The 23,705-nt window shown below is 72.4% G+C and carries 20 protein-coding genes; 9 read left to right on the top strand and 11 right to left on the bottom strand.

Annotated elements, in window-relative coordinates:
* Window positions 1-95: 95 nt before the first annotated feature.
* The 6 genes from ACN26Z_RS16795 (at window position 96) to ACN26Z_RS16770 (ending at window position 8,245) form a co-directional block, all read left to right on the top strand.
* Window positions 96-2,543: a beta-glucosidase family protein gene (locus tag ACN26Z_RS16795; protein ID WP_421462179.1), complete on the top strand. Its 2,448-nt coding sequence runs from the start codon at window positions 96-98 to the stop codon at window positions 2,541-2,543.
* Complete coding sequence (locus tag ACN26Z_RS16790) at window positions 2,540-3,613, top strand: LacI family DNA-binding transcriptional regulator (RefSeq protein ID WP_421462177.1); 1,074 nt, start codon at window positions 2,540-2,542, stop codon at window positions 3,611-3,613. The genes ACN26Z_RS16795 and ACN26Z_RS16790 overlap by 4 nt, the downstream gene beginning before the upstream one ends.
* Window positions 3,610-5,808 carry a glycosyl hydrolase family 95 catalytic domain-containing protein gene (locus ACN26Z_RS16785; RefSeq protein ID WP_421462175.1) on the top strand — a complete coding sequence of 733 codons (2,199 nt, stop codon included), beginning with the start codon at window positions 3,610-3,612 and terminating at the stop codon, window positions 5,806-5,808. The genes ACN26Z_RS16790 and ACN26Z_RS16785 overlap by 4 nt, the downstream gene beginning before the upstream one ends.
* A gap of 58 nt (window positions 5,809-5,866) precedes the next feature.
* Window positions 5,867-6,982: a hypothetical protein gene (locus tag ACN26Z_RS16780; RefSeq protein WP_421462173.1), complete on the top strand. Its 1,116-nt coding sequence runs from the start codon at window positions 5,867-5,869 to the stop codon at window positions 6,980-6,982.
* Window positions 6,983-7,035: 53 nt separating this feature from the next.
* Window positions 7,036-7,629 carry a pyridoxamine 5'-phosphate oxidase family protein gene (locus ACN26Z_RS16775; protein WP_093402366.1) on the top strand — a complete coding sequence of 198 codons (594 nt, stop codon included), beginning with the start codon at window positions 7,036-7,038 and terminating at the stop codon, window positions 7,627-7,629.
* A 274-nt stretch (window positions 7,630-7,903) separates the two neighbouring features.
* Window positions 7,904-8,245 carry an RNA polymerase-binding protein RbpA gene (locus tag ACN26Z_RS16770; RefSeq protein ID WP_046564157.1) on the top strand — a complete coding sequence of 114 codons (342 nt, stop codon included), beginning with the start codon at window positions 7,904-7,906 and terminating at the stop codon, window positions 8,243-8,245.
* 54 nt (window positions 8,246-8,299) lie between these two features.
* Here ACN26Z_RS16770 and ACN26Z_RS16765 read toward each other — a convergent pair whose 3' ends face one another.
* The 4 genes from ACN26Z_RS16765 to ACN26Z_RS16750 form a co-directional block, all read right to left on the bottom strand.
* Window positions 8,300-8,857, bottom strand: a complete 558-nt coding sequence (locus ACN26Z_RS16765) for an FxsA family protein (protein WP_282238479.1) — start codon at window positions 8,855-8,857, stop codon at window positions 8,300-8,302.
* 135 nt (window positions 8,858-8,992) lie between these two features.
* A complete protein-coding gene (locus ACN26Z_RS16760; protein WP_421464670.1) occupies window positions 8,993-9,772 on the bottom strand; it encodes a polyprenol monophosphomannose synthase in 780 nt (259 codons plus the stop codon).
* A 41-nt stretch (window positions 9,773-9,813) separates the two neighbouring features.
* Window positions 9,814-11,580 carry an apolipoprotein N-acyltransferase gene (gene lnt / locus ACN26Z_RS16755; RefSeq protein WP_421464669.1) on the bottom strand — a complete coding sequence of 589 codons (1,767 nt, stop codon included), beginning with the start codon at window positions 11,578-11,580 and terminating at the stop codon, window positions 9,814-9,816.
* Window positions 11,546-13,126, bottom strand: a complete 1,581-nt coding sequence (locus ACN26Z_RS16750; protein ID WP_421462170.1) for an FAD-dependent oxidoreductase — start codon at window positions 13,124-13,126, stop codon at window positions 11,546-11,548. The genes lnt and ACN26Z_RS16750 overlap by 35 nt, the downstream gene beginning before the upstream one ends.
* 71 nt (window positions 13,127-13,197) lie before the next feature.
* Between ACN26Z_RS16750 and ACN26Z_RS16745 the strand changes: the two genes are divergently transcribed.
* The gene (locus tag ACN26Z_RS16745; RefSeq protein WP_421462168.1) at window positions 13,198-13,776 is read left to right on the top strand and encodes a helix-turn-helix domain-containing protein; all 579 of its coding nucleotides are present in this window, start codon (window positions 13,198-13,200) and stop codon (window positions 13,774-13,776) included.
* A gap of 444 nt (window positions 13,777-14,220) precedes the next feature.
* Here the strand turns inward: ACN26Z_RS16745 and ACN26Z_RS16740 are convergent, their stop codons facing one another.
* Genes ACN26Z_RS16740 through ACN26Z_RS16715 form a run of 6 tightly spaced genes read right to left on the bottom strand, consistent with a single transcriptional unit; the run spans window position 14,221 to window position 20,973 of the window.
* Complete coding sequence (locus ACN26Z_RS16740) at window positions 14,221-15,552, bottom strand: glutamate mutase L (protein WP_421462166.1); 1,332 nt, start codon at window positions 15,550-15,552, stop codon at window positions 14,221-14,223.
* On the bottom strand, window positions 15,549-15,941 hold the full coding sequence (locus tag ACN26Z_RS16735; RefSeq protein WP_093402361.1) for a hotdog domain-containing protein: 393 nt from the start codon (window positions 15,939-15,941) through the stop codon (window positions 15,549-15,551). Before ACN26Z_RS16735 ends, ACN26Z_RS16740 begins: the two co-directional genes overlap by 4 nt.
* Window positions 15,938-16,693 (bottom strand): OAM dimerization domain-containing protein, encoded by a 756-nt coding sequence (locus tag ACN26Z_RS16730; RefSeq protein ID WP_421462165.1) that lies wholly within the window; start codon window positions 16,691-16,693, stop codon window positions 15,938-15,940. The genes ACN26Z_RS16735 and ACN26Z_RS16730 overlap by 4 nt, the downstream gene beginning before the upstream one ends.
* On the bottom strand, window positions 16,690-18,294 hold the full coding sequence (locus tag ACN26Z_RS16725) for a lysine 5,6-aminomutase subunit alpha (RefSeq protein ID WP_282238485.1): 1,605 nt from the start codon (window positions 18,292-18,294) through the stop codon (window positions 16,690-16,692). Before ACN26Z_RS16725 ends, ACN26Z_RS16730 begins: the two co-directional genes overlap by 4 nt.
* The gene (locus tag ACN26Z_RS16720; RefSeq protein WP_421462163.1) at window positions 18,291-19,859 is read right to left on the bottom strand and encodes an amidohydrolase; all 1,569 of its coding nucleotides are present in this window, start codon (window positions 19,857-19,859) and stop codon (window positions 18,291-18,293) included. The genes ACN26Z_RS16725 and ACN26Z_RS16720 overlap by 4 nt, the downstream gene beginning before the upstream one ends.
* A gap of 4 nt (window positions 19,860-19,863) precedes the next feature.
* A complete protein-coding gene (locus tag ACN26Z_RS16715) occupies window positions 19,864-20,973 on the bottom strand; it encodes a zinc-binding alcohol dehydrogenase (RefSeq protein ID WP_421462162.1) in 1,110 nt (369 codons plus the stop codon).
* A 93-nt stretch (window positions 20,974-21,066) separates the two neighbouring features.
* On the opposite strand from ACN26Z_RS16715, the gene ACN26Z_RS16710 reads away from it, so the two are divergent.
* Window positions 21,067-22,470 (top strand): KamA family radical SAM protein, encoded by a 1,404-nt coding sequence (locus ACN26Z_RS16710; protein ID WP_421462160.1) that lies wholly within the window; start codon window positions 21,067-21,069, stop codon window positions 22,468-22,470.
* 103 nt (window positions 22,471-22,573) lie between these two features.
* On the opposite strand, the gene ACN26Z_RS16705 is transcribed toward ACN26Z_RS16710, so the two are convergent.
* Window positions 22,574-22,768 (bottom strand): CsbD family protein, encoded by a 195-nt coding sequence (locus ACN26Z_RS16705; protein ID WP_282238489.1) that lies wholly within the window; start codon window positions 22,766-22,768, stop codon window positions 22,574-22,576.
* 306 nt (window positions 22,769-23,074) lie between these two features.
* On the opposite strand from ACN26Z_RS16705, the gene ACN26Z_RS16700 reads away from it, so the two are divergent.
* Window positions 23,075-23,686 carry a histidine phosphatase family protein gene (locus ACN26Z_RS16700; protein ID WP_282238490.1) on the top strand — a complete coding sequence of 204 codons (612 nt, stop codon included), beginning with the start codon at window positions 23,075-23,077 and terminating at the stop codon, window positions 23,684-23,686.
* The last annotated feature ends 19 nt before the right edge of the window (window positions 23,687-23,705 follow it).

The following is a 23,705-nucleotide window of genomic DNA, read 5'->3' as shown; positions in this document are numbered from 1 at the left end:
GACCGTCACCCCACCATGACCTGCGAGGCCGCTCGGCCATCCGCCGTCGAAGCGCTTCGACCTCCGGCGCGCCGGGCACTGGAAGGCGATCCACCATGACCGACCGCACCACGCCCCCGATCCGAGACCGCGTCGACGACCTGCTGGCCCGACTCACCCTGCCGGAGAAGATCGGGCTGCTGCACCAGTGGCAGACCCCCGTCCCCCGGCTCGGCCTGCCCGGCTTCCGCACCGGCACCGAGGCACTGCACGGCGTCGCCTGGCTCGGACCGGCGACCGTCTTCCCCCAGGCCATCGGCCTGGCCAGCAGCTGGAACCCCGACCTGGTACGCGCCGTCGGTGACGCCGTCGGCGCCGAGGTACGCGCCAAACACCACACCGACCCCCAGCGCGTCGGCCTCAACGTGTGGGCGCCGGTGGTCAACCCGCTGCGCGACCCGCGCTGGGGACGCAACGAGGAAGGCTGGTCGGAGGATCCGTGGCTGACCGGCCGACTCGCCACCGCCTACGCCCAGGGGCTTCGTGGCGAGCATCCGCAGCGGCTGCGTACCGCCCCCACGGTCAAGCACTTCCTCGGCTACAACAACGAGACCGACCGGGCCACCACCTCCAGCGACCTGCCGCCCCGGGTGCTGCACGAGTACGAACTTCCAGCGTTCCGCGCCCCCCTCGCCGCCGACGCGGCGGTCGCCGCGATGGCCGCGTACAACCTGGTCGACGGGGTGCCGGCGCACCTGAGCCCGCTGATCGACGGTGAGCTGCGCCGGTGGGCGCCCGGCGAGGTTCTCGTCGTCGGCGACGCGGGGGCGGTGAGCAACATCGCCGAGGTGCAGGGCCACCTGCCCGACCACGTCGACGGATTCGCCGCGGCGCTACGCGCCGGGATCGACAGCTTCACCGAGGACGACACCGACAGCGCGCCCACCCGGCGACACCTCACCGAGGCCCTGGGCCGTGGACTGATCACCGAGTCCGACGTGGACCGGGCGGTCCGTCGGGTGCTCACCGTCCGGCTGCGGCTGGGCGACCTCGATCCGCCGCACACCGACCCGTACGCCCAGACCGGCCCGGAGGTGATCGACTGCCCGGCGCACCGGAACCTGGCCCGGGAGGCCGCCCGGCAGTCCATCGTGCTGCTGCGCAACCGCGGGCTGCTGCCGCTCGCGCCCGACCTGCGGATCGCGGTGCTCGGTCCGCTCGCCGACACCGTGCACACCGACTGGTACAGCGGCACCCTGCCGTACGCGATCAGCGCCCTTGCGGGGTTGGCCGAGCGGCTGCCGACGATCACCACCCACCCGGGTGCCGACCGGATCGCGCTGCGGGTGGGTGACCGTTACGTGGGCTGCACCGACGACGCCGAGGGCGGGCCGCTGACCGTCGGCGTCGACCCGGCCTCGTTCGACGTGTTCGACTGGGGTCGGGACACGGTCGCGTTGCGGGCCGTCGGCAACGGCCGCCACGTCGGCGTCGACGACGACGGCGCGCTTGTCAACGACCGGTCCGGCCCCGGCGGCTGGGTGGTCCGGGAAACCTTCCAGTTCGACCCGCTGCCCGACGGCACCGTGCTGCTGCGCCACCTGGCCACCGACCGGTACGTCACCGTGGACCAGGACGGCCGGCTGCGGGTCGACGGCGACGACCGGCAGGCCGGCACCGGCTTCGGCATTGACCTGGTCACCGACGGTGCGGCGCGGGCCGCCGAACTGGCCGCGGCCGCCGACGTGGCGGTGGTGACCCTGGGCAACCACCCGATGGTCAACGGACGCGAGACCGAGGACCGTCTCGACCTGGCCCTGCCGGCCCGGCAGGAGGCGATGCTGCGCGCCGTGCACGCCGCCAACCCGCGCACCGTGCTGGTGGTGACCAGCAGCTACCCGTACGCGCTGGGCTGGGCACAACAGCAGCTGCCGGCGGTGCTCTGGTCGGCGCACGGCGGGCAGGAACACGGCCGCGCCCTGACCGAGGTGCTCCTCGGCGACACCGACCCCGGTGGCCGGCTCACCCAGACCTGGTACGCCGACACCGCCGACCTGCCCGACCTGCTCGACTACGACGTGATCGGCGCGGACTCCACCTACCTGTACTACCGGGGCGAGCCGCTGTACCCGTTCGGGCACGGGCTGTCCTACGCCGAGTTCGACTACCGCGACCTGCGGTTGAGCGCCACGACGGTGAGCGTCGGAGAGGAGGTGGAGGTGAGCGTGGACGTCACGAACACCAGTGAACGTCCCGGTGTCGAGGTGGTGCAGCTCTACACCCGGCAACGGCGCTCCCGGGTGAAGCAGCCGCTGCGGCAACTACGCGACTTCGCCCGGATCGTCCTCTCCCCCGGCGAACGGCGTACCGTCACGCTGCGGCTGCGCAGCGCCGAGCTGAGCTGGTGGGACACCGACGCGGGCAGCTTCGTGGTGGAGGACGCCACCCACACCGTGCTGGTCGGGCGTTCCGCCACCGACGTGCGGCTGGTCGGCGCGGTGGCCGTACGCGGTGAGCCGCTCACGCCGCCGGCCCGGCCGCACGCCACGAGCGGAGTCCGGTGAGCGGGCGGGGCCGGGTGCCGTCCGGTCAACCCACCATCGCCGACGTGGCCCGCCACGCCGGTGTCGCGGTGAGCACCGTGTCGTACGTGCTCAGCGGCAAGCGGGCCATCTCGGAGCTGACCCGCAACCGGGTGCTGGCCAGCGTCCGGTTGCTCGGCTACCACCCGAACGCGGGCGCGCGGGCCCTGGCCAGCCGCCGCGCCAACGTCATCGCGTTGGTGTTGCCGCTGCGCTCGGGCATCCAGGTGCCGGTGGTGATGCAGTTCGCCACGGCGGTGGTGACCTCCGCCCGCGGTCACGACCACGACGTGCTGCTGCTGACCTCCGACGAGGGCCCGCAGGGGTTGCACCGCATCGCCGCCGGTGCCTTGGTCGACGGGGTGCTGGTGATGGACGTGGAACTGCACGACGTGCGGGTGCCGCTGCTGCGCGGGCTTGGGCGGCCCAGCGTGCTGATCGGGCTGCCCGCCGACCCCGACGGGCTGACCTGTGTGGACCTGGACTTCCACCGGGCCGGGCAGGTCTGCGTGGAACACCTGGCGGGGCTCGGACACCGCAGCATCGCGTTGCTCGGCGCACCGGCCGCCGTCTACGACCGGGGCACCGGATTCGCCCACCGCACCCGGGCGGGCGTGGTCGAGGCGGCGGCCCGGCACGGCGTCGAGGCGGTCGCGCTGCCCTGCGAGGAAAACGCCGCCGAGGTGCACGCACGGGTGGTCGAGCTGTTCGCCCGGCAACCGGAGCTGTCCGCTCTGGTGGTGCAGAACGAGGCGGCGGTCGGCCCGGTGCAGGCGACGCTGGCCGCGCTGGGTCGACGGGTGCCCGATGACGTCTCGGTGGTGGCCGTCTGCCCGGACCAGTTCGCCGAGCACGCCAGCCCCCGCCTGACCTCGGTGCCGGTACCCGCCGAGGAGATCGGCCGGCAGGCCGTGTCACTGCTCATGCGCAAGCTGCGGGACGAGCCGGCCCCGCAGGTGACGCTGCTGGAACCCCGACTGACCGTCCGGGACAGCACGGCCGCGGCCACCGGCGCGCCGGTGACGCACGACGGTCGGGCGGCGGCCCGGTGACCGGTCCGGTCCACCGGATCTGGGACACCGCACCGGCCACCGACTGGCAGGACGCCCTGCTCGCCGGCAACGGCGAGTACGGGATCATGGTGCACGGCCAGCCGTGGGCCGAACGCATCGTGGTCAACCACCACCGGTTCGTGCTGCCCAACGGCACCCACGACGCCCGTGCCCCACAGCTGGCCGCGCTGCTGCCCCGGATCCGGCGGTTGATCCTGACCGGTCGGCGGGCGCAGGCCAGCCAGCTGCTGGCCGGTGACGGCGTGCTGCGCTGGACCCAGTCGTTTCATCCCGGCTTCGCGCTCACCGTCGACGCCGACGGCCCACCGGTGGGCGACTACCGCCGGTACACCGACTTCGACACCGGCGAGGTCGTGGTGCGGTGGGCCGGCGGGAGCCGCCGCTCGTTCGTCTCGCGTACCGACCGGCTGATCGTCACCCGGCTGGACATGGGAGCCTGCCGGGTCGGGGCGACCGGCGAACTGCCCGGCCGCCCCGCCGGCCTGCGTTACGCGGTGTCGGCGTACCGCCGCGACGGGCTGGTCTTCCTGCGGGTGCGGGCCCGCTACCCGACGGCCGGCGCGGCGTACGGCTTCGAGGGGTTGACCCTGCTGCGCGGCGCGGTCGAGATCGACGGCGACCAGGTGCACGTCGACGGGCCCGCCCTGCTGCTGACGGTCCTCGACCGCCCGCGCGACCGGTGGCGTACCGGGGCGTTGCAGCGCCGGCTGACCGCCCACCGCGACGCCCGCTACGGTGACCTGCTCGCCCGGCACACGGCCCGGCACACCCCGGCGTACCGGCGGGTCGAGCTGGACCTGGCGGTACCGGCGGCGCAGCGGGCGTTGCCGGTCGGTGACCTGCTGGCCCGGCAGGCCGCCGACCCGCACACGCTGGACGCGGCGCTGCTGGAGCGACTGTTCCACGCCGGGCGTTACCTGTTGCTCAGCGCCAGTGGTGTGCTGCCACCCCGGCTGACCGGGTTGTGGCTCGCTTCGTGGGACGCGGCCTGGGCCGGCGACTTCACCACCGACGCCAACCTCAACCTGCAACTGGCCTCGGCCAACGTGGCGGCCCTGCCGGAGGTCACCGAGGCGCACGCCCGGCTGGTACGCGCCCAGGTCGAGCACTGGCGACGCAACGCCCGCGCCATCTACGGCGCGCGCGGCCTACTGGCGCCCAGCCGCACCGACGGCGAGCACGGCCACCTGTTCCATCTGCATCCGGACTGGCCGTTCGCGGCGTGGCTGCCGGGTGCGCACTGGCTGCTGTTCCCGCTCTACGAGCGGCATCTGGTGACCGGGGAGCCGCTGGGTGAGGTGGCGGGCTGGCTGGTGGAGGTGGCCGAGTTCTTCGCCGACGTGCTGACCTCCACCGGCGACGACGGGACGTGGGGGTACGTGCCGTCGTACTCGGCGGAGACCGGGCCGCTGGACGAGTCGGGCACGGCGGTGCACGTGGCGGTCAACGCCACCATGGACCTCGCCGCGGCGCGGCACGCGTTCACGGTGGCCGCCGCGCTGACCGGCCAGCGGCGGTGGACGCGGTTGGCGGCGCGGCTGCCGCCGTACCGCCTCGATGCCGACAGTGCGTTGACCGAGTGGGCGTGGCCCGGTTACCGGGCCGACGAGAACCACCGCCACGTCAGCCACCTGTATCCGGTGTGGCCACTGGACGAGATCAACCCGGAGGACACTCCGGAACTGGCCGCCGCCGCGCACCGGGCGTTGCGCCGCCGGGGCGAGGAGAACCTGTCCGCGCACGGCAGCCTGCACCGGGCGCTGGTCGCCGCCCGGTTGCACGACGGGCCACTTGTCGAAGCGAACCTCCTCAAGATCGTCGGCAACGACATGTTCTTCCGGTCGCTGATGAGCGCGCACAACCCGGGTCGGGTCACCTACAACGCCGACGCCGCGCACGCCCTGCCGGCGGTGCTGATCGAGGCGCTGGTGCAGGGGCGGCCGGGCCGGCTGCGGCTGCTGCCGGCGCCGTTGCCGGGGCTGCCCCGTGGCACCCTGCGCGGGGTGCGCTGTCCCGGGCGGGTCACCGTCGAGGAGTTGGCGTGGCGGCCGGGTGCGGTGCGGGCCCGGCTGGTCTCGGCGGTGCCCCGACGACTGCGCGTCCGCAGCCCGTACGGCGAGACGGTGCGGAGGATGCCCGCCGGTGAGCCGGTCGAGGTGTCCTTCAATGGGTAGCCCGGCGTCGCCGTGACCTGGTCGGCGGCGCCGGGCGGGGCACTAGACTGCCCGTTCGATGGACGTTGAGTCGACTTCCGCCGCCGACACCCGCCCCTGCGCCCACTGTGGGCGGGAGGTGCCGCAGCGGGCCGGCGCCGGCCGCCCGTTCCGGTACTGCCGGGACAACGACGGCGCCTGCCAGCGGGCCTCCCGGAACAGCCGCATGCGGCACCGCAACGCCCCGGGTCTGCCCGGGCAGGTGGCCCGGACCTGGGAGGCGGTGGACCGGCTCGACCAGATCGTGGACACCCTGACCGAGGCGCTGCACGCCGAGTTGTCCCCGGCCGGGGTGCAGCGGCAGCTGTCGCAGCTGCGTGCGGAGACCGCCGGGGAGATCGCGGCGGCGCAGACCGAACGCGACGAGGCGCTGCGGGCCGCCGAGGACGCGAACGCCCACGCCGAGCGGCAGCGTCGGCAGGCTCAGGCGGCGACCGTCGAGCGGGATGCCGCCCGGGCCGAGGCCGCCCGCGCGACCGAGCAGGCGGAATCGGCCGCCCAGCGGGCGCAGGATGCGCAGACCGCCCGGGACGAGGCGCGGCGGGAGGCCGCCGCCGCGCAGGCGTTGCGTTCGCAGGCCGAGGCCGATCGCGACGCCGCCCGCGCCGAGGTGACCTCGGTGCGCGCCGACCTGACCGCCGAGCGTCGTCGCCACGACGACCTGGTCGCCGAACGCGACGCCGCCCGTGCCGAGGCGGAGCGGGCCGCCACCGCCAGCGCCGCGGCGCTAACCGAGGCCGACCGGCTGCGGGTCGAGTTGAACCAGACCCGGGCCGCAGCCGAGCAGGCCCGAGTGGACACCGAGCAGGCCCGGGCGGAGTCGGCTGCGGCCCGGGCGGAGGCCGAACGGGCGGAGCAGGCGCGGGCGCAGGCCGAGGCCGACCGCGAACGGGCCCGGACGCAGGCCCGACAGGCCGGTGAGCAGCAGGCCGCGCTCGCCGGCCGCGCCGACCGGTTGGGTGAGGAACTGGCCGGCGTACGGGCGACGCTCAACGCCGCCGAGCGCCAGGTCAGCGAGCTGACGGTACGCCTACGCGCCACCGAGGCAGACCGCGACGGTGCCCGTGAGCGGGTGGCGCAGCTGGCCGCGAAGGTCGCCGACCTGGCCACCGCCCTCACCCGCCCCACTCCCTGACCCTCACCCGGCGCGGCAACGGGCGGCGGGTGGGGGTGGGGGAGGATGGCGGTATGGGTAAGACGCATGAGCGCATCGAGGGGCGGTTGCGGGAGTTCATCGAGGCACAGCCGATGTTCTTCACCGCGACCGCCCCGCTGGCCGGCGACGGCACCGTCAACCTGTCCCCGAAGGGCCTGCGGGGCTGCCTCGCGGTGCTCGACGAGCAGACGCTGGCCTATCTGGACTTCGCCGGCAGCAACGCCGAGACCATCGCCCACCTGCGGGAGAACGGCCGGATCACGCTGATGTGGTGCGCCTTCACCGGCCCGCCCAACATCGTGCGGGTACACGGCCGGGGCGAGCCGGTGTTCCGTGACGACCCCCGCTTCCCCGACCTGCTGGCACACTTCCCCGACATCGACGCCACCCAGCACGGCCTGCGAGCGGTCATCGTGGTGCACGCCCGGCTGATCCGCGACACCTGCGGCTACGCGGTGCCACTGATGACCTACGACACCGACCGGGACCTGCACGCCCGCCGTTTCGCCCGGGAGGACGACACGTCGCTGGACGCCTACTTCGCCGGCAAGGACAACGTCGCCACCAGCATCGACGGTCTGCCGGGGCTGCCGTTGCCGCTGCCACCGACACCGCGGACCGGCTGACCGGGCCGTCGCACACCAACGGGTGCCCGCCCGGCGCGTCAAGCCACTGCGTCGCCGGGCGACGACCTCGGCCGGTTACCATTCCCGCTGGCGGTGACGGTCCGCCGAGACGACCCGGCCGGGACGACCCTCGCCGGGCGTACGTCATGGCCGGCTACCCTGGACTGCGCACCCGGGTGTACGGGGTCGTCGAGGCGCGGGGAGCGGGAATGGCCCGGCGGAGACGGACCGTTACACCGATAGGACCTGCACCACCGAAGAGGGGAAGTCGATCATGGGCGAGCGTATGCTGCGCGGAAGCCGGCTGGGCGCGGTCAGCTACGAATCCGACCGCAACACGGAGCTCGCGCCGCGGCAGACCCGCGAGTACCTGTGCGCCAAGGGTCACCAGTTCGAGGTGCCGTTCGCCGTCGACGCCGAGGTGCCGACCACCTGGGAATGCAAGTTCGACGGCAGCGTGGCCCGGCTGGTCGACGGCAGCGAGCCCGAGCAGAAGAAGGCCAAGCCGCCGCGCACCCACTGGGACATGCTGCTGGAGCGACGTTCGATCGCCGAGCTTGAGGACATCCTGGCCGAACGGCTGCAAGAGGTTCGCACCCGTCGCGGCCGCGCCTGACCCGTTCACGTCAACGGCGCCCCCGGAAGTCCCGGGGGCGCCGTTTCGCGTACGTCAGCGCGGTTCCACGATCTCACCCTCGATGGCCTCGCCCTCCACCGCCGGACGCGTCCCGGCAGCGGAGGTCTGCGGCGGTGTCGTCGCCGGGCCCTGCGGCGGCGGAGCCTGCCCCGGCTGCTGCGGCCCACCCCGGTACACCCGCACCCGACGGGGACCGAACAGGTCACCGGCGGTCATCGACGACACCCGACGCTCAGCGGCCCGCTGCACCCCACCCCGGGTCAACCGGCGCACCGGCGGCACCAGCAACAGCAACCCCACCAGGCCACTGACCAGCCCCGGGGTCGCCAAAAGCAACGCACCGAGCAGCCCCACCAGCCCGTCGGTCACCTGCCGACCGGGCGGCCGACCCGACTGCGCCGCCTCCCGGAAACCCCGCCACGCCCGCACGCCCTCCCGGCGCAGCAACACCAGACCCAGCAGCGAGGCCGCGAACACCAGCAGCGTCGCCGCACCGAACCCGAGCGTCCGACCCACCACCACGAACACGGCGATCTCCACGGCCACGGACACCAGTAGAGCCAACGGTACGAACCTCAGTGTTCGGCGCATTTCACCCCAACCGCCTCACGGCGCCTCATCGTGGCGGCCCCGCCCCGGCGGCGCAGCCGTCCCGTTCGTCAAGCATGACACGCGACCGCTCAGCGCGGGTTCGAGGAGGCTCGCCCGTGGCGAACCGAGCCGCGCTCAGGGCCACCGCGCCTGTCCAGCCGTGGCCGCGCGCAGCCCACGCCGCACCGCCGTACGCCGGTCACGCACCGCCCAGCCGGTGATCCGCCACAGCGCCTCCACGACGATCAACGGGCTCATCTTGCTGGCGCCGCGTTCCCGCTCGGCGAACGTGATCGGCACCTCCACGATCCGCGCACCCGCACGGTGCGCCAGCCGGGACAACTCCACCTGGAACGAATACCCCTGCGAACACACCGAATCCAGATCCAGGGCGTCCAGCACCCCGGCCCGGTAGACCCGGTAGCCGCCGGTGGCGTCGGCGACCGGCATACCCAACGCCAGCCGCGCGTACAGGTTGCCGCACCGCGACAGCAACAGCCGCCGCAACGGCCAGTTCACCACCCGGGCGCCCCGGGTCCACCGCGATCCGATCACCACGTCGGCGTCGCGGGCAGCGGCCAGCAACGCCGGCAGGTCCTCCGGGGCGTGGGAACCGTCGGCGTCCATCTCCACCACCGCGTCGAAACCACGCCGCCGCGCCCACGCGAACCCCGCCAGGTACGCCGCGCCGAGTCCCTGCTTCCCCTCCCGGTGCAGCACGTGCACCCGCCGGTCGGCGCGGGCGATGCCCTCGGCGATGTCGCCCGTGCCGTCCGGACTGTTGTCGTCGGCGACCAGAATCTCCACCTGCGGCGCGGCCACGCGGACCCGCCGCACGATCGCGGTCACGTTGTCGGCCTCGTTGTAGGTGGGGATGACCACCAGCACCCGACCCACGCCGGGCACCCCGGTCATCACCGGACGGATGTCGGTTCCGCGTACCACCGCTGCCCCCTTCACCCCGGGTGGGCGGCCTCCGGCACCGGTCGGCCGTCCCGCCGACGCCGCAGCACCGCCGCGCCGGCCAGCGCAGCCACCGCCAGCCCGGCCAGCACCACCTCCGGCAGCACCCCGACCCGGGTGGCCAGCGTGCGCCCCTCGGTCAGCCGCAGCTGCCGCACCACGACCGCACGGGTGTTGAACCCGGTGGCGTCGCTTACCCGCCCGTCCGGGGTGACGAACCCGGACACCCCGACCGTGGACGCCATCAACGCCGCACGCCCGTGCTCGACGGCCCGCAGCCGCACCATGGCCAACTGCTGACGCGCCTCGGCCTCGTCGAAGGTGGCGTTGTTGGTCTGCACCACCAGCAGCTGCGCCCCACCGACGACGGTGTCGCGGACCAGCCCGTCGTAGGCGACCTCGAAGCAGATCACGTCGCCGAGCACCACCGGCCCGCTGTCGACCACCCCAGCCTCGGTGCCGGCCACGAAATCGGCCCGTACCCGGTCGACCTGGTCGCTGACCATCCGGGCGATCCGGCGCAGCGGCACATACTCGGCGAACGGCACCGGATGCCGTTTGACGTACAGCTGCTCCAGGTCGGGTCCGCTGCCCGGACGCCACAGCAGTCCCGCGTTGCGCACCTGCCCCCGTTCCGGCCCGAACAGCACGGCGCCGACCAGGATCGGCACCCCGACGGCGTCCGCGGCGGCGGAGATCCGCGCCCCGGCCGACGCGTTGCGCAGCGGGTCGATGTCGCTGGAGTTCTCCGGCCACACCACCAGATCCGGTCGAGGTCGGGTGCCGGCGGTGACCTCGCCGGCCAGGGCGATGGTGGCGTCGACGTGGTTGTCGAGCACGGCCTGCCGTTGCGCGTTGAAATCCAACCCGAGCCGCGGCACGTTGCCCTGCACGATCGCCACCGTCACACTCGCGGTGTCCCGGGTGGTGGCCACCGGCACCGCCAGCCCACCGGCGAACAGCAGCAGCACCGCCGCGGCACAGCCGGCCGCGGGCGCCCACCAGCGGGGGCCACCGGTGCCGCGGCGGGCCCGTGCCGTCCACCACGCCCCGGCGACCAGCAGCCCACCGGCCAGCGCCACCGCGAACGTCACAAGCGGCGCACCACCGAGCGCGGCCAGCTGCAGCAGCGGCGACTCGTCCTGGCCGAACGCCAGCCGACCCCACGGGAACCCGCCGAACGGCGTCCGGTCGCGCAGCGCCTCCTGCCCCACCCACAGCGCGCCGGTCAGCGCCGGCCACGCCGCCGGGAACCGGTCGGCCAGCGGCGACACCCACGCCGTGGCCATCCCCAGCACCGCCAGGTAGCCGGCCTGCAACAACGACAGCAACACCCACGGCAGGTAGCCGGTGTGCAGGTTCGTCCAGGCCAGCAACGGCGCGAACAGGGCCAGACCGGTCAGGAAGCCCAGACCGGCGCCGGCCCGCAGCCGCCGCCGGTGGGTCGCGGCCGCCAACAGGGCCACCCCGACCGGCGCCAGCGGCCACCACCCGTACGGGGGGAAGGCCAGCAGCAACGCCAGGCCCGCGGCCACCGCCATGGCGACGGCCACCGGCAGGCGCACCGGGCCGGCCACCGCCGGGGCAGGTGGCGGTGGGTCGGATCCGGCGGCACGGTCCACGGTCGTCACGGGCGGGTCGGGCGCGATCACGCGCCGAAGGCTACCCGCCCGCCATGATCGTCCGCCGACGACCCGACCCCCCGCCCCGGTGGTGGAGTGACCGTCAACGGCGGCGGGCCAGCAGCACCGCGTCGTGATGGACCACCTCACGCCCGTCCGGATCCGTCACGATGCGGGGCCGGGCCTGCACCGTGAGCACCTCGAACTGGTCCGGGTCCAGCTCCGCGGCGGCCTCCTCGGCGGTGTACATCATCTCCGGATAGTGCAGGCGATGTCCGGAGTTGGGCAGGTCCGCCGGGTGGTGCCCGACGATCAGCAGCCGCCCACCGGGCGCGACCGCGTCGGCCAGCCGGGCGAAGACCTCCCGCCGCTGCGGCGGCGGCAGCTGCATGAACTGCGCCGACACCAGGTCGTACGCGCCGGACGGCGGTGACCACTCGAACAGGTCGGCGTGGGTCCACTCGATCCGGGCGGCCACCTCCGCGCCGGCGGCCTGGGCGTGACCGGCGGCCCGGGCCAACGCGACGGTGGAGATGTCCACCGCGTGGACCTGCCAGCCCCGCTCGGCCAGCCACACCGCGTCGGCGCCCTCACCGCTGCCCACGTCCAGCGCCCGACCGGGCGCCAATTCGCTGACCTCGGTGACCAGCTGCGGGTTCGGTCGGCCGCTCCACACCGCCGGCTTGGACCGGTAACGCTCCTCCCACGCCGCCTCGGTGAACATGGTCTCCCGCTGCCGCCGGTGCTCGGCCACCGCCTCGCGGGTGTCCTCCTCCACCAGATCCATGTTGATCATCCCGCCGGCGGTCGTACCGGATGCCGCGGCACGAATCACCTGGGCGGACAGATCAGCCACGTTGCCGGCCACCCACACCCCCGGTACGGAGGTCGCGCCGGTGGCGTCGGCCGGAATCTGCCGACCGATGACGTGACCGGAATGCTCCACGTCCACCGGGATCAACCCGAGCGACTCCAGCAACGCCGAGCGGGCCGTCATCCGTGCGGCGACCACCACCGCGTCGAGCTCCACCAGCTCGCCGGAAGCCAACCGCACCCCGGTCAGCCGGTCCTCGGCGGTCTCCACGGCCACCACCCGCCCGGGCACCACGGGGACACCCAGGGCCGCCAACTGTTCGGCCTCCTGCGGGCCGGGCGCCGGGCTGTCGTGCAGCAGCAGCCGCACATGCGGGCTCCACTGCCGCCACAGCTTCGCCCCGTGCACGGCCAGCGGCCCGGTGGCCAGCACCCCGATCCGCCGGTCCCGGACCTCCCAGCCGTGACAGTACGGGCAGTGCAGCACGTCCCGCCCCCACCGCTGCGTCAACCCGGGCACCTCGGGCAACTCGTCGACCAGCCCGGTGGTGACCAGCAGCCGCCGGGCTCGCACCGTACGCCCCCCGTCGACGGTGACCACGAAGCCGCTGTCGTCGCGGACGACCGCGTCGACCCGCCCGGCCACGATCTGCCCGCCGTACGCGGTGACCTCCGCACGGCCCACGGCCACCAACTCCCCCGGCGGCGCGCCCTCCCGCCCGAGATAGTTGTGCACCCCGGCGGCCGGTGCGTTACGCGGCTCCCCCGCGTCCACCACCAGCACCCTGCGCCGGGCCCGGGCCAGCGTCAGCGCCCCGGCCAACCCGGCCGCCCCGCCGCCGACCACCACCACGTCATACCTGTCGTCCATTGCCGCCCCCTCGTCGGTGATGCCTCACACCCTGCAACCAACCCCGCCGATCGACAAGTAATGTTGCTGTTATGGCAAACGAGGAGGCTGCGGTGCTGGCAGCGGTCGGGCCCCGACTACGCGCCCTGCGAAAACAACGCGGCATCACCCTGAACGAACTCTCCGACGCCACCGGCATCTCGGTGAGCACCCTGTCCCGGCTCGAATCCGGGCAACGCCGCCCCACCCTGGAACTGCTGCTGCCGCTGGCCCGCGCCCACCAGGTGCCCCTGGACGAGCTGGTCGGCGCACCCGCCGTCGGCGACCCCCGGGTACGCCCCCGCCCCATCGTCCGCCACGGCATCACCTTCCTGCCGCTGACCCGCCGCCCCGGCGGCCTCCAGGCGTTCAAACAGATCCTGCCCCCACACACCCCCGCCGAGGCGCAGCCACAGACCCACGAGGGCTACGAGTGGCTGTACGTGCTCTCCGGCCAGCTACGACTACGCCTCGGCGAGCACGACCTGCTGCTCACCCCCGGCGAGGTCGCCGAGTTCGACACCCGGATACCGCACTGCGTCACCAACCCCGGCCCCGAAACCACCGAAGTGCTCAACCTGTTCGGCCCGCAGGGCGAACGCCTGCACGTACGCGCCCGCCCCGCCACCTGAACCAGATACGAAGTCGGGGCGCGGCATATGCCGCGCCCCGATGCTCCCAGGCCCCTCCCGGCCGGTGCGGCGGAATGTGGCACGCCGACCTTCGGACCGACCCGACGATGACTGGCTGTCCCCGCCTGACCGTTGTCTACTGGCCGTGCACCCCATCCTGCCCGTACACCGGTAACCGCGGCCGGTTCGCGCCGCCCCGCCGACCCCCGCCCGCTGGACCTGGCCGCCGCGACTGAACATGCACCGTGTCGCTCGGCCAGCGGACGAAGGGACGAAGCGAACAACAGCCGCTTCCCGTGGTAGGACTCAAAGACGGTACGTGGCCCACCCCCGGCCTTGTCAACCCACCCCCGACGAGTCGTCGCACCACCCCGGCGTGTCGCGGCGGCGGCAACCCCGACAACCACCCGCCGGCCTGCCCGCGACCGCCGCCGTCCACCCTGGTCAAACGAGCAACGACCGCAACAACCCCCGAGCCGCCACCGGATGCCCGTCGGCGAGCAACCCGGCGGCGGCCAGCACATAGTCGGTGTCCACCACCGGCCGCGCCGCCCGCGGCAACGCCCACCCACCGGCATGGTCGGTCAACACCGCGTCCAACACCCCGGCCGCGTCGTTGGCCGGAGCGTGCCGCAGCACCCCACCGGAACCGACCAGCAGTCGCACATCCCGCAGATCCCGGCCGGCCCGCTCACCGGTGCCCACCCCACGGGCATGCCGACGCAACGCCACCGTCGCCGCCAACGCCGCGATCCGGGCATCGACGGCCCGCCCCGCGGCGTCGCCCGGCAGGAAACCGGGATCGGCGGCACGCACCGCGGCCTCGGCCGCCAACCCGTCGACCGCCCCCGCCGCGAGCAGACGTTCCTCGACGGCCGCCCGCACCACCCCCGGGGCGCTCCACCGCACCCCCAGGTCCCCCTCGACCGTCCGAGCCCGCCACAGCTCACCGGCCACCTCCCGGCCCGGCCCACTGGCCCGCTCATCCGGCGTGAGCACCGAATACACGTCCGTCGTCGCGCCACCCACGTCGACCACCACCAGGTCACCGCCGGCCACGTCGGCCAGCACCTCCACCCCCGACAGCACCGCGTCCGGCGTCGCCGCCCGCACCAGCCGGGCAAACCGGCCACCCCGCGACAACCCCTTACCGCCGATCACATGCCGCAGGAACACCTGCCGGATCGTCGACCGCGCCGACAACGGCGCCAACACCCCGATGCGGGGCAGCACATTGTCGGCCACCGTCACCGGCACCCCCGCCCCGGCCAACAACCCGTGCAGGTCGGCACGGACATCGACGTTGCCCGCCAACACCACCGGCACCCGCCACCGGGCCCGCGCCAACCGCGTCGCATTGTGCGTGAGCGTCTCCGCGTCCCCGCCGTCCGTGCCACCCACCAGCAGCACCACGTCCGGGCGGGCCACCCGCAACGCCGTCAACTCCGCCCGACCCAGCCGCCCGGCCGCCACATGCACCACGTCCGCCCCCGCCGACAGGCCGACCCGCCGACCCGCCTGCGCGGTCACCAACGGCTCGTAGCCGATCACCGCCAGCCGCAACCCGCCGCCCGCCGACGAACACACAAACCACGGCACCTCACCCGAGGTGAGCCCGACGGTCGCCGCACCCACCGCCGCGTCCAAGCCCCGCAGCACATCCAACCCCACAGTGGTCGGCACCGCCGCCGTCGACACCAACCCACCACCGTCGAGATCGACCACCGCCACCTTCGTGTACGTCGAACCCACGTCGGCGCAGACCGCGACGTTCACACCGCAGCAGGCACGACCACCGTGCCGGTCGCCGTCACCGCCACCAACGGCTCGGCCAACACCTCCGCCGCCGACGAACCCCGATCCGGCCGCCCCCGACACACCACCCGGGCCTCGAAGTCGATGGTGCGGCTCCGGGTACCCACCCGGGTCACCGTGGCCACCACCTCCAGCACGTCACCAGCCCGCATCGGCGCCTTGAACTGCACATCCGAATACGACGCGAACAACCCCTCGTCCCCGTCGGTACGGATACACACCTCGGTGGCCACATCCCCGAACAAACCCAACGCGTACGCCCCATCGACCAGGTCACCCGCGTAGTGCGCGTGCGCGTACGGCACATACCGCCGATGAGTCACCGTCACACCCAACCGCCGGTCAGTCATGCCACCGTCGCCTTCCTACCCGTGATCAACGCGTGGACCAGATAGGACGCCACCTCACCCGGAGTCGTACCCCGACCGAAGATCCGATCCACCCCCAGCTCAGCGGCCTGAGACTCGTCGAACCGCGGCCCACCCACAATCAACAACGGCCGCCGCCCCGCCGGCATCGCCTCCCGGAACGCCGCCGACATCTCCCGCGTGTTGTGCAGATGCGCATCCCGCTGCGTCACCACCTGCGACACCAGCACCGCATCGGCCCGCGCCACCCGCGCCGCCTCCACCAACTCCGGCACACTCACCTGAGCACCCAGGTTCGTCACCGACAACTCCCGGTAGTACTCCAGACCCTTCTCCCCCGCGATCCCCTTCACATTGAGAATCGCGTCGATACCCACCGTGTGCGCGTCCGTGCCGATACACGCCCCCACCACCGACAACTTCCGCCGCAACCGCCGCTTGACGACCGCATTGACCTCCTTGGCGCCCAGCAACGGGAAGTCCCGCTCCACCACCCGCACCGCCGACAGGTCCACCAGATGGTTCACCCGCCCGTACACCACAAAAAACGTGAACCCGTCACCGATCGGCTTCGCGTGCACCAGCAACGCCGGGTCCACACCCATCTTGTTCGCCAACTGCACCGCCGCACCCTCGGCCCGCTTGTCATGCGGCACCGGCAACGTGAACGACACCTGCACCATGCCGTCACCGGTGGTGTCCCCGTACGGCCGGACGATCTTCTGACCGCTCACGGCCGGACCTCCTCGGACCGCGACCCCGGCACCCGCCCGCCCGCACCCGGCTGCTCCAGGACCTCCGTGGCCGGGTTGTAGTAACCCGCCTCATGCCGCGCCACCCCGTCCAGACCCTTACCCCGATCCGCCGGCCGCTTCATGATCCCGAACGTGCCCTCGGCGATCGCCGTCAACAACGACTGCGCACCGATCCGCTCCAACAACCCCACCGCCTCGGCCAGCACCCGATGGGCGCGCTGCTGGATGAACCCACCCGGCGCCGGCACGAAATCCTCGTGCAACCCACCCGCCGCACCGAGCACGTACCGCACGTTCTGCAAGGCGATGTCCCGGTCCGACAACCACGGCGTCACCACCGCCTCCGTCATCATCCCCACCAGCAGGATGCCCTGCCCCGTCATGGTGCCCACCAGATTGAAGAACCCGTCCAGCAGATTCCCCCGGAACACATCCCCGGTCATGTGCTTCGTCGGCGGCATCCACTTCAACGGCGCATCCGGAAACAACTCCCGCGCCAGCAACGCGTGCGCCAACTCCAGGCGAAACGACTCCGGCACATCCGGGTTGATCTCAAAAGCGTGCCCCAACCCCAACTGCCAGTCCGCCAACCCCGCCTCATGCGCGAAATACTCGTTCAGCAACTGCGACACCGTCACCGTGTGCGCCTCGTCCACCGCATCCGCAGTGGTCAGGTAGTTGTCCTCACCGGTGTTGATAACGATCCCCGCCCGCGCGTGCACCTGCCGCGAAAACCGCTGATCCACGAACGTCCGCACCGGATTGATGTCCCGGAACAGAATCCCGTACATCGAATCGTTGAGCATCATGTCCAACCGCTCCAGACCCGCGAGCGTCGCCATCTCCGGCATGCACAACCCCGACGCGTAATTCGTCAGCCGCACATACCGACCCAACTCCTTCGACGACTCGTCCAACGCCGCCCGCATCAACCGGAAGTTCTCCTGCGTCGCATACGTGCCCGCGAACCCCTCCCGGGTCGCCCCCTCCGGCACGTAGTCCAGCAACGACTGCCCCGTCGACCGGATCACCGCGATCACATCCGCCCCGGCCCGCGCCGCCGCCTGCGCCTGCGGAATGTCCTCGTAGATGTCCCCAGTCGCCACGATCAGATAGATCCACGGCCGCTGCCTCGGATCCCCGTACCGCCTCACCAACCGGTCCCGCTCGGCCCGCCGCCGATCGATCCGCCGGATCCCCGCCGCCACCGCCCTACGGGCGGCCCGCCGCGCCGCCGTCGCCGCCCGACCCGACGGCACCTGGAACCGCACCGACCCCGCCGCCGCCTTCTGCGCCAGCAACGTCACATCCGTGGTCTGCTCCCGCACCAGCGCGTCGAACACCGGCAACGCCACCCCGTGACCCAACCCGACATCCGCCACCACCGCATCCACCAGCCGGTTCACCCACGGAATACCGTCCGGATCCGCGCCGACCACCCCGGCCAGCCGCAACACCGCCCGCTCCACCGACACCGTCGTGTGGCTACGCGCCAACTCCACCACCGGCCGCCCGGCCCGCCGCGCCAACTCCCGCGCCCGCGCCACCAGCACCGGATCCAGATCAAGCTTCCCCGTCACGCGGACCCTTCCTCATAGATCACCTCACCGCGCAGCACCGTGCGCCGGCACACCGGCAACGGCGTCGGATCATCCGCGCCACGCGCCTCCGGATCCGCGGCCTGCAACACCGGCAACCCCCGCTCCACCCCACCCGGCGTGGACCACACCGCGAACGTCGCCGGCGCACCCAACGCCAGAACCCCCTCGTTGTCCAGATGCACCGCCCGCCAACCACCCCGCGTATGCGCCGCGAACGCCGCCCGCACACTCATCCGCTGCACCGGATTGTGATGCGCCACCGCCGCCCGCACCGAACCCCACGGATCCAACGGCGTCACCGGCGAATCCGACCCGAACGCCAACGCCACCCCGACCCCGTGCATCGCACCCATCGGATTCGACGCCAACGACCGCGCCAACCCCAACCGCGACTCGTACATCCGGCCCGCGCCACCCCACAACCGGTCGAACGCCGGCTGCATCGACGCCACCACCCCGAACTCCACGAACCCGGCGATCAACCGCCGATCCACGATCTCCGCGTGCTCCACCCGATGCCGCGCCGCCCGCAACCGATCCGTACCCAACCGCCGCGCCGCCCCCGCGAAACCCTCCAGCACCGTCGACACCGCCGCGTCACCGATCGCATGGAACCCGCCCTGCATCCCGTGCGCCGCACAATCCAACAAATGATCACGAACCTGGTCCGCGCTCAGATAACCGTGACCACACCCGTCACCATCGACATACGGCTCCGACAGATGCGCCGTCCGCGAACCCAACGCACCATCGGCGAACAGATCACCACCGGCACCGACCGCACCCAACTCCCGCGCCCGCGCCGCACCACCCAACTCACCCCAGTACCCGTACACCTCCGGCACCCCCGCACCGGAAATCCCCAACAGGCCAGTGAAATCCTCCTCGTCGGAAATCTCCGGCCCACCACACTCGTGCACCGCCGCGATCCCCACCGACGCCGCATGCCCCAACGCCACCCGCTGCGCCGCCACCCGCTGCGCCCGCGTCACCGACGCCCGCGCCACCGCCCGCACCACATGATGCGCGTCCCGACGCAGCCAACCCGACTCGTCGTACCCAGGCGCGGCAACCGCCTCCGGACACGCCGCCAACAACGCCTCCGACACCAACGCCGAATGAATCGACGCCTGCGACAGGTACACCCGCCGACCACCGGCCGCCCGCCCCAACTGCGCCGCCGACGGCGGCTGCGCCACCGCCCACGTCGACTCGTCCCACCCGTGACCCAGCACCACCGCGTCCGCCGGCAGCCCCGCCGCGTACGCCGACACCGCGTCCAACAACTCACCGGCCGACCGCGCCCCGGACAGATCCAGCCCGGACAACACCAGACCCGTGTCGCTGACATGCACGTGCGCATCCACGAAAGCCGGCGTCACCAACGCACCGTCCAGCTCCACCACCCGGTCCGCCGACGGAGCGTCGGGATCCGAACCCAGCCACACGATCCGCCCGTCACGGACCAGCAACGCCGTCGCGGACGGATCCGCCGGACAGTGCAACACACCAGCGCGGTACAACGTCGAGGGGTTGTTCGTCATGAGCTCAGTCTGCCGCCAGCCGAGCCTCGAACAGCCCACGCACCCCCGGCTCACCCCGCAGCAGACCCAACGCCAACTCCGCGTGCCCCGGCACGTACCCGTTGCCGACAAGCATCGTCACGTCCGCCGCCAGACCCTCCGCACCCAACGCCGCCGCCGCGAAGCTCGTCGCCATCGAGAAAAAGATCACCGTGCCGCCGTCCGCAGTCGCCAACACCGCCCCGTGCTCACAACCCGGCACATCCACGCACACCACCGTCACGTCCGCCGGCACCCCGAACGCCGACGTCACCGCCGTCGACAACGCCACCGGATCACGGGCGTCGGCCAACACCACCGCATCGGCCAGACCCGCCGCCACCAGCGCCTCGCGCTCCGCGACCACCGGCACCACCCCGACCGTACGGCCCGCGCCCGCCCGCCGCGCCGCCGCCAGCGCCAACGAACCGCTCTTGCCCGCGCCGCCGACCACCGCCACCGTCACCGGTCGGGCCTCCCCCTCGACCGCCCGCTCGGCCACGTACCGGGACACCACCCGCGACGTCAACGCCGGCGCACCACACACGTCCAACACCGCCAGAGACAGCTGCGGATCCAGATCCCCCGGCAGCACCGCCGCGACCGACCGGGCGAACAGAATCGCCCACCCCGCACACGGCACCTGCTCGCTCCGGCCATCCCAGCCGGCCAACCCGTCGGTCACCACCAGCGGAGTCAACGTCAGCGACACCAGCGTGGCCACCCGCTCGCCCGCCTTGAGCCCCAACGGCGAACGTCGCCCCGCCTCCTCGACCGTGCCGATCAGCATGCCGCCCGACCCCGTCACCGGGTTCTGCATCTTTCCCCGAGTCGCGATGATGTCGAGCACCTCGGCCCGGATCGCGTCGCCGTCCCCGCCGTGCTTGACGGACAACTGCCGGAAACTCGCCGCGTCCAGATTCAGCCGCTCCACCCGGATCCGCACCTCGTTCGGCGCGATCTCCTGACGCGTGTCGAGCCGCCAGGCCGCCTGAGGCAACACGCCCCCGGGCTCCAGGACGCGATGCAGACCCACTGGTGACGTCACGCCAACCTCCCCTGTCTGACCGCCTGAAACTTCGCCTTGGACTCGCATGGCGGGAAAACTTACGGCAGAATAATTTCTCAACCGAAATTTTTCCAGTAGCCTTCGGTTCGCCGATCACCCAGGCAGACCAGAGGAGGGGCCGTGACCCAGACCCGACCGCCGGTGCAGACCATCCCGGCACCCCCGCCGGCCCCCACCACCCTCACCGGCCAGCCCTACGAATACCGCCGCAGCCCACTCGTCGAACCCGACTGGACCCGCTTCCCCGGCTGGCGCGACGTAACCCGCGACCAGTGGGAAAGCGCCCAGTGGCAACGCGTCAACTGCGTCAAGAACATCAAGCAGCTGCGCACCGTGCTCGGCGACACCGTCGACGACACCTTCTACGCCGACCTCGAAGCCGACCAGCGCGCCCTGGCCACCATGTCCATGCTGGTGACCCCACAAATGATCAACACCATGGCACCGTACGGCCCACCCACCACCGACGCGCTGCTCGCCGACCCCATCCGGCGCTACATGATCCCCGTCGCCTCCGACCGACGCACCGACTGGCCGTCACACCCCTACGCCACCCGCGACTCCCTGCACGAACACGACATGTGGGTCGCCGAGGGCCTCACCCACCGCTACCCCACAAAGGTCCTCGCCGAACTGCTCTCCACCTGCCCGCAGTACTGCGGGCACTGCACCCGCATGGACCTGGTCGGCAACTCCACCCCCACTGTGGACAAGCTCAAGCTCAGCCTGAAACCCGTGGACCGCTACGACGCCCACATCGGCTACCTCCGAGCCCACCCCGGCGTCCGTGACGTCGTGGTCTCCGGCGGCGACGTGGCCAACGTGCCCTGGCGCAACCTTGAGTCGTACCTGATGCGCCTACTGGAGATCGAAACCATCCGCGACATCCGGCTCGCCACCAAGGCCCTCATGGGCCTGCCCCAACACTGGCTGCAACCCGACGTCGTCGAGGGCCTGGAACGGGTCGCCCGCACCGCCGCCCGCCGCGGCGTCAACCTCGCCATCCACACCCACGTCAACCACGCCCAGTCGCTGACCCCGCTGGTCGCCCGGGCCGCCCAGACCGCCCTCGACATCGGCGTCCGCGACGTACGCAACCAGGGCGTGCTGATGCGCGGAGTCAACGCGACAAGCACCGACCTGCTCGACCTCTGCTTCGCACTACAGGGCGAGGCGGGCATCCTGCCCTACTACTTCTACATGTGCGACATGATCCCCAACGCCGAGCACTGGCGGGTGCCGGTCTGGCACGCCCAGCAGCTCCAGCACGACATCATGGGCTACCTGCCCGGGTACGCCACCCCACGGATCGTCTGCGACGTGCCCTTCGTCGGAAAACGCTGGGTGCACATGGTCACCGAGTACGACCGGGAACGCGGCATCTCCTACTGGACGAAGAACTACCGCACCTCCATCGAGTCCGCCGACCTGGAGGCGCTGAGCAAGCGCTACGCCTACTACGACCCGATCGACACTCTCCCGGAGGCCGGTCAGCAGTGGTGGCGCGTCCACCGCGACGACTGAACCAGCTCAGCGCCCGGCCGGACGGCGCATCCTCCGCCAAACCGCGCCACACCGCGAAGTGGGCCGCCGGATCATTCCGGCGGCCCACTTCCGTACCGGGCGATCACTTGTTGAAAGCGTCCTTCGCGTTGCGCCCGGCCTCCTTGACGTTCTCACCGACCTGACGGGCGCGAGCATCGCTCTGCTGGTTGGCGCCCTCGGCCCGCATGCGCTCGTTGTCGGTCATGTCGCCGATCCGCTCCCTGGCGGCACCGCTCAGTTCCTCGACCTTGTTCTTCGCCTTGTCGGTGAAGCTCATGTCGCCTCCCTGCCTGATTCCGGCGGTTCGCGGAGCGGATCGCTCCGCTCTTTGTGGTGTCCCCCCGTGCTGTGGCCTGAAACGGTCTCGCCAGCCGTGGTGGGTGGCACAATCGCTTAGGCATCCTAGGACACTAGGGGTATCGTTCAGACGCGGTCGGGCAGCTCAGCGAGCGACGCGCCCCGGCCGATCCCGCCGCCGTCCGGCAACGGGCACGGTGTCCTGGTTGACTGAGGGCATGGGCCAACGAATCCAGACAATCGGCATGACGGGGTCGTGCCTTGCCCGGAAGCGACCTGCGACGGCATGAACGACATCCTGCTCATCCGGCACGGCGAGACCACGTGGAGCGCGAGCCGCCGTCACACCTCGTACACCGATCTCAACCTCACGCCCGACGGTGAGCGGCAGGCCCGCGCGCTCGGACCGGTCCTCGCCGGACGGCGGTTCGTCGCGGTGCTGACCAGCCCACGCATCCGGGCGCTGCGCACCGCGCAGCTGGCCGGGCTGGCCGTCACCGGTTCCGACGACGACCTCGCCGAATGGCACTACGGCGACTACGAGGGCCGCACCACAGCGGAGATCCAGGACGAACGTCCCGGGTGGAGCGTCTGGACCGACGGATGCCCGGGCGGCGAGTCGCCCGGCGAGGTGGGCGAACGCCTGGATCGGCTGCTCGCCAGGCTGCATCCCCTGCTCGACCGGGGCCCCGTCGCGTTGGTCGGACACGCGCACGCGCTGCGGGTGCTGGGCGCCCGCTGGGTCGGCCTGCCGCCGTCCGCAGGCGGGCTGTTCCGCCTGGACACCGCCACCCTCAGCCTGCTCGGACACGAACACGGCCGGCGGGTGATCCTCCGCTGGAACCAACCCGTCGCCCAGCCCACCGTGCCGGCCACCGGGTCAGCCGGTCGGCACTGACCCGTCGGAGAGCAAAGCT

This window comes from Verrucosispora sp. WMMD703 (genome assembly GCF_049178935.1).
Lineage (GTDB): Bacteria > Actinomycetota > Actinomycetes > Mycobacteriales > Micromonosporaceae > Micromonospora > Micromonospora sediminimaris.
Note: the sequence above shows the minus strand (reverse complement) of the source record. Positions and strands in the feature narration are given on the sequence as shown.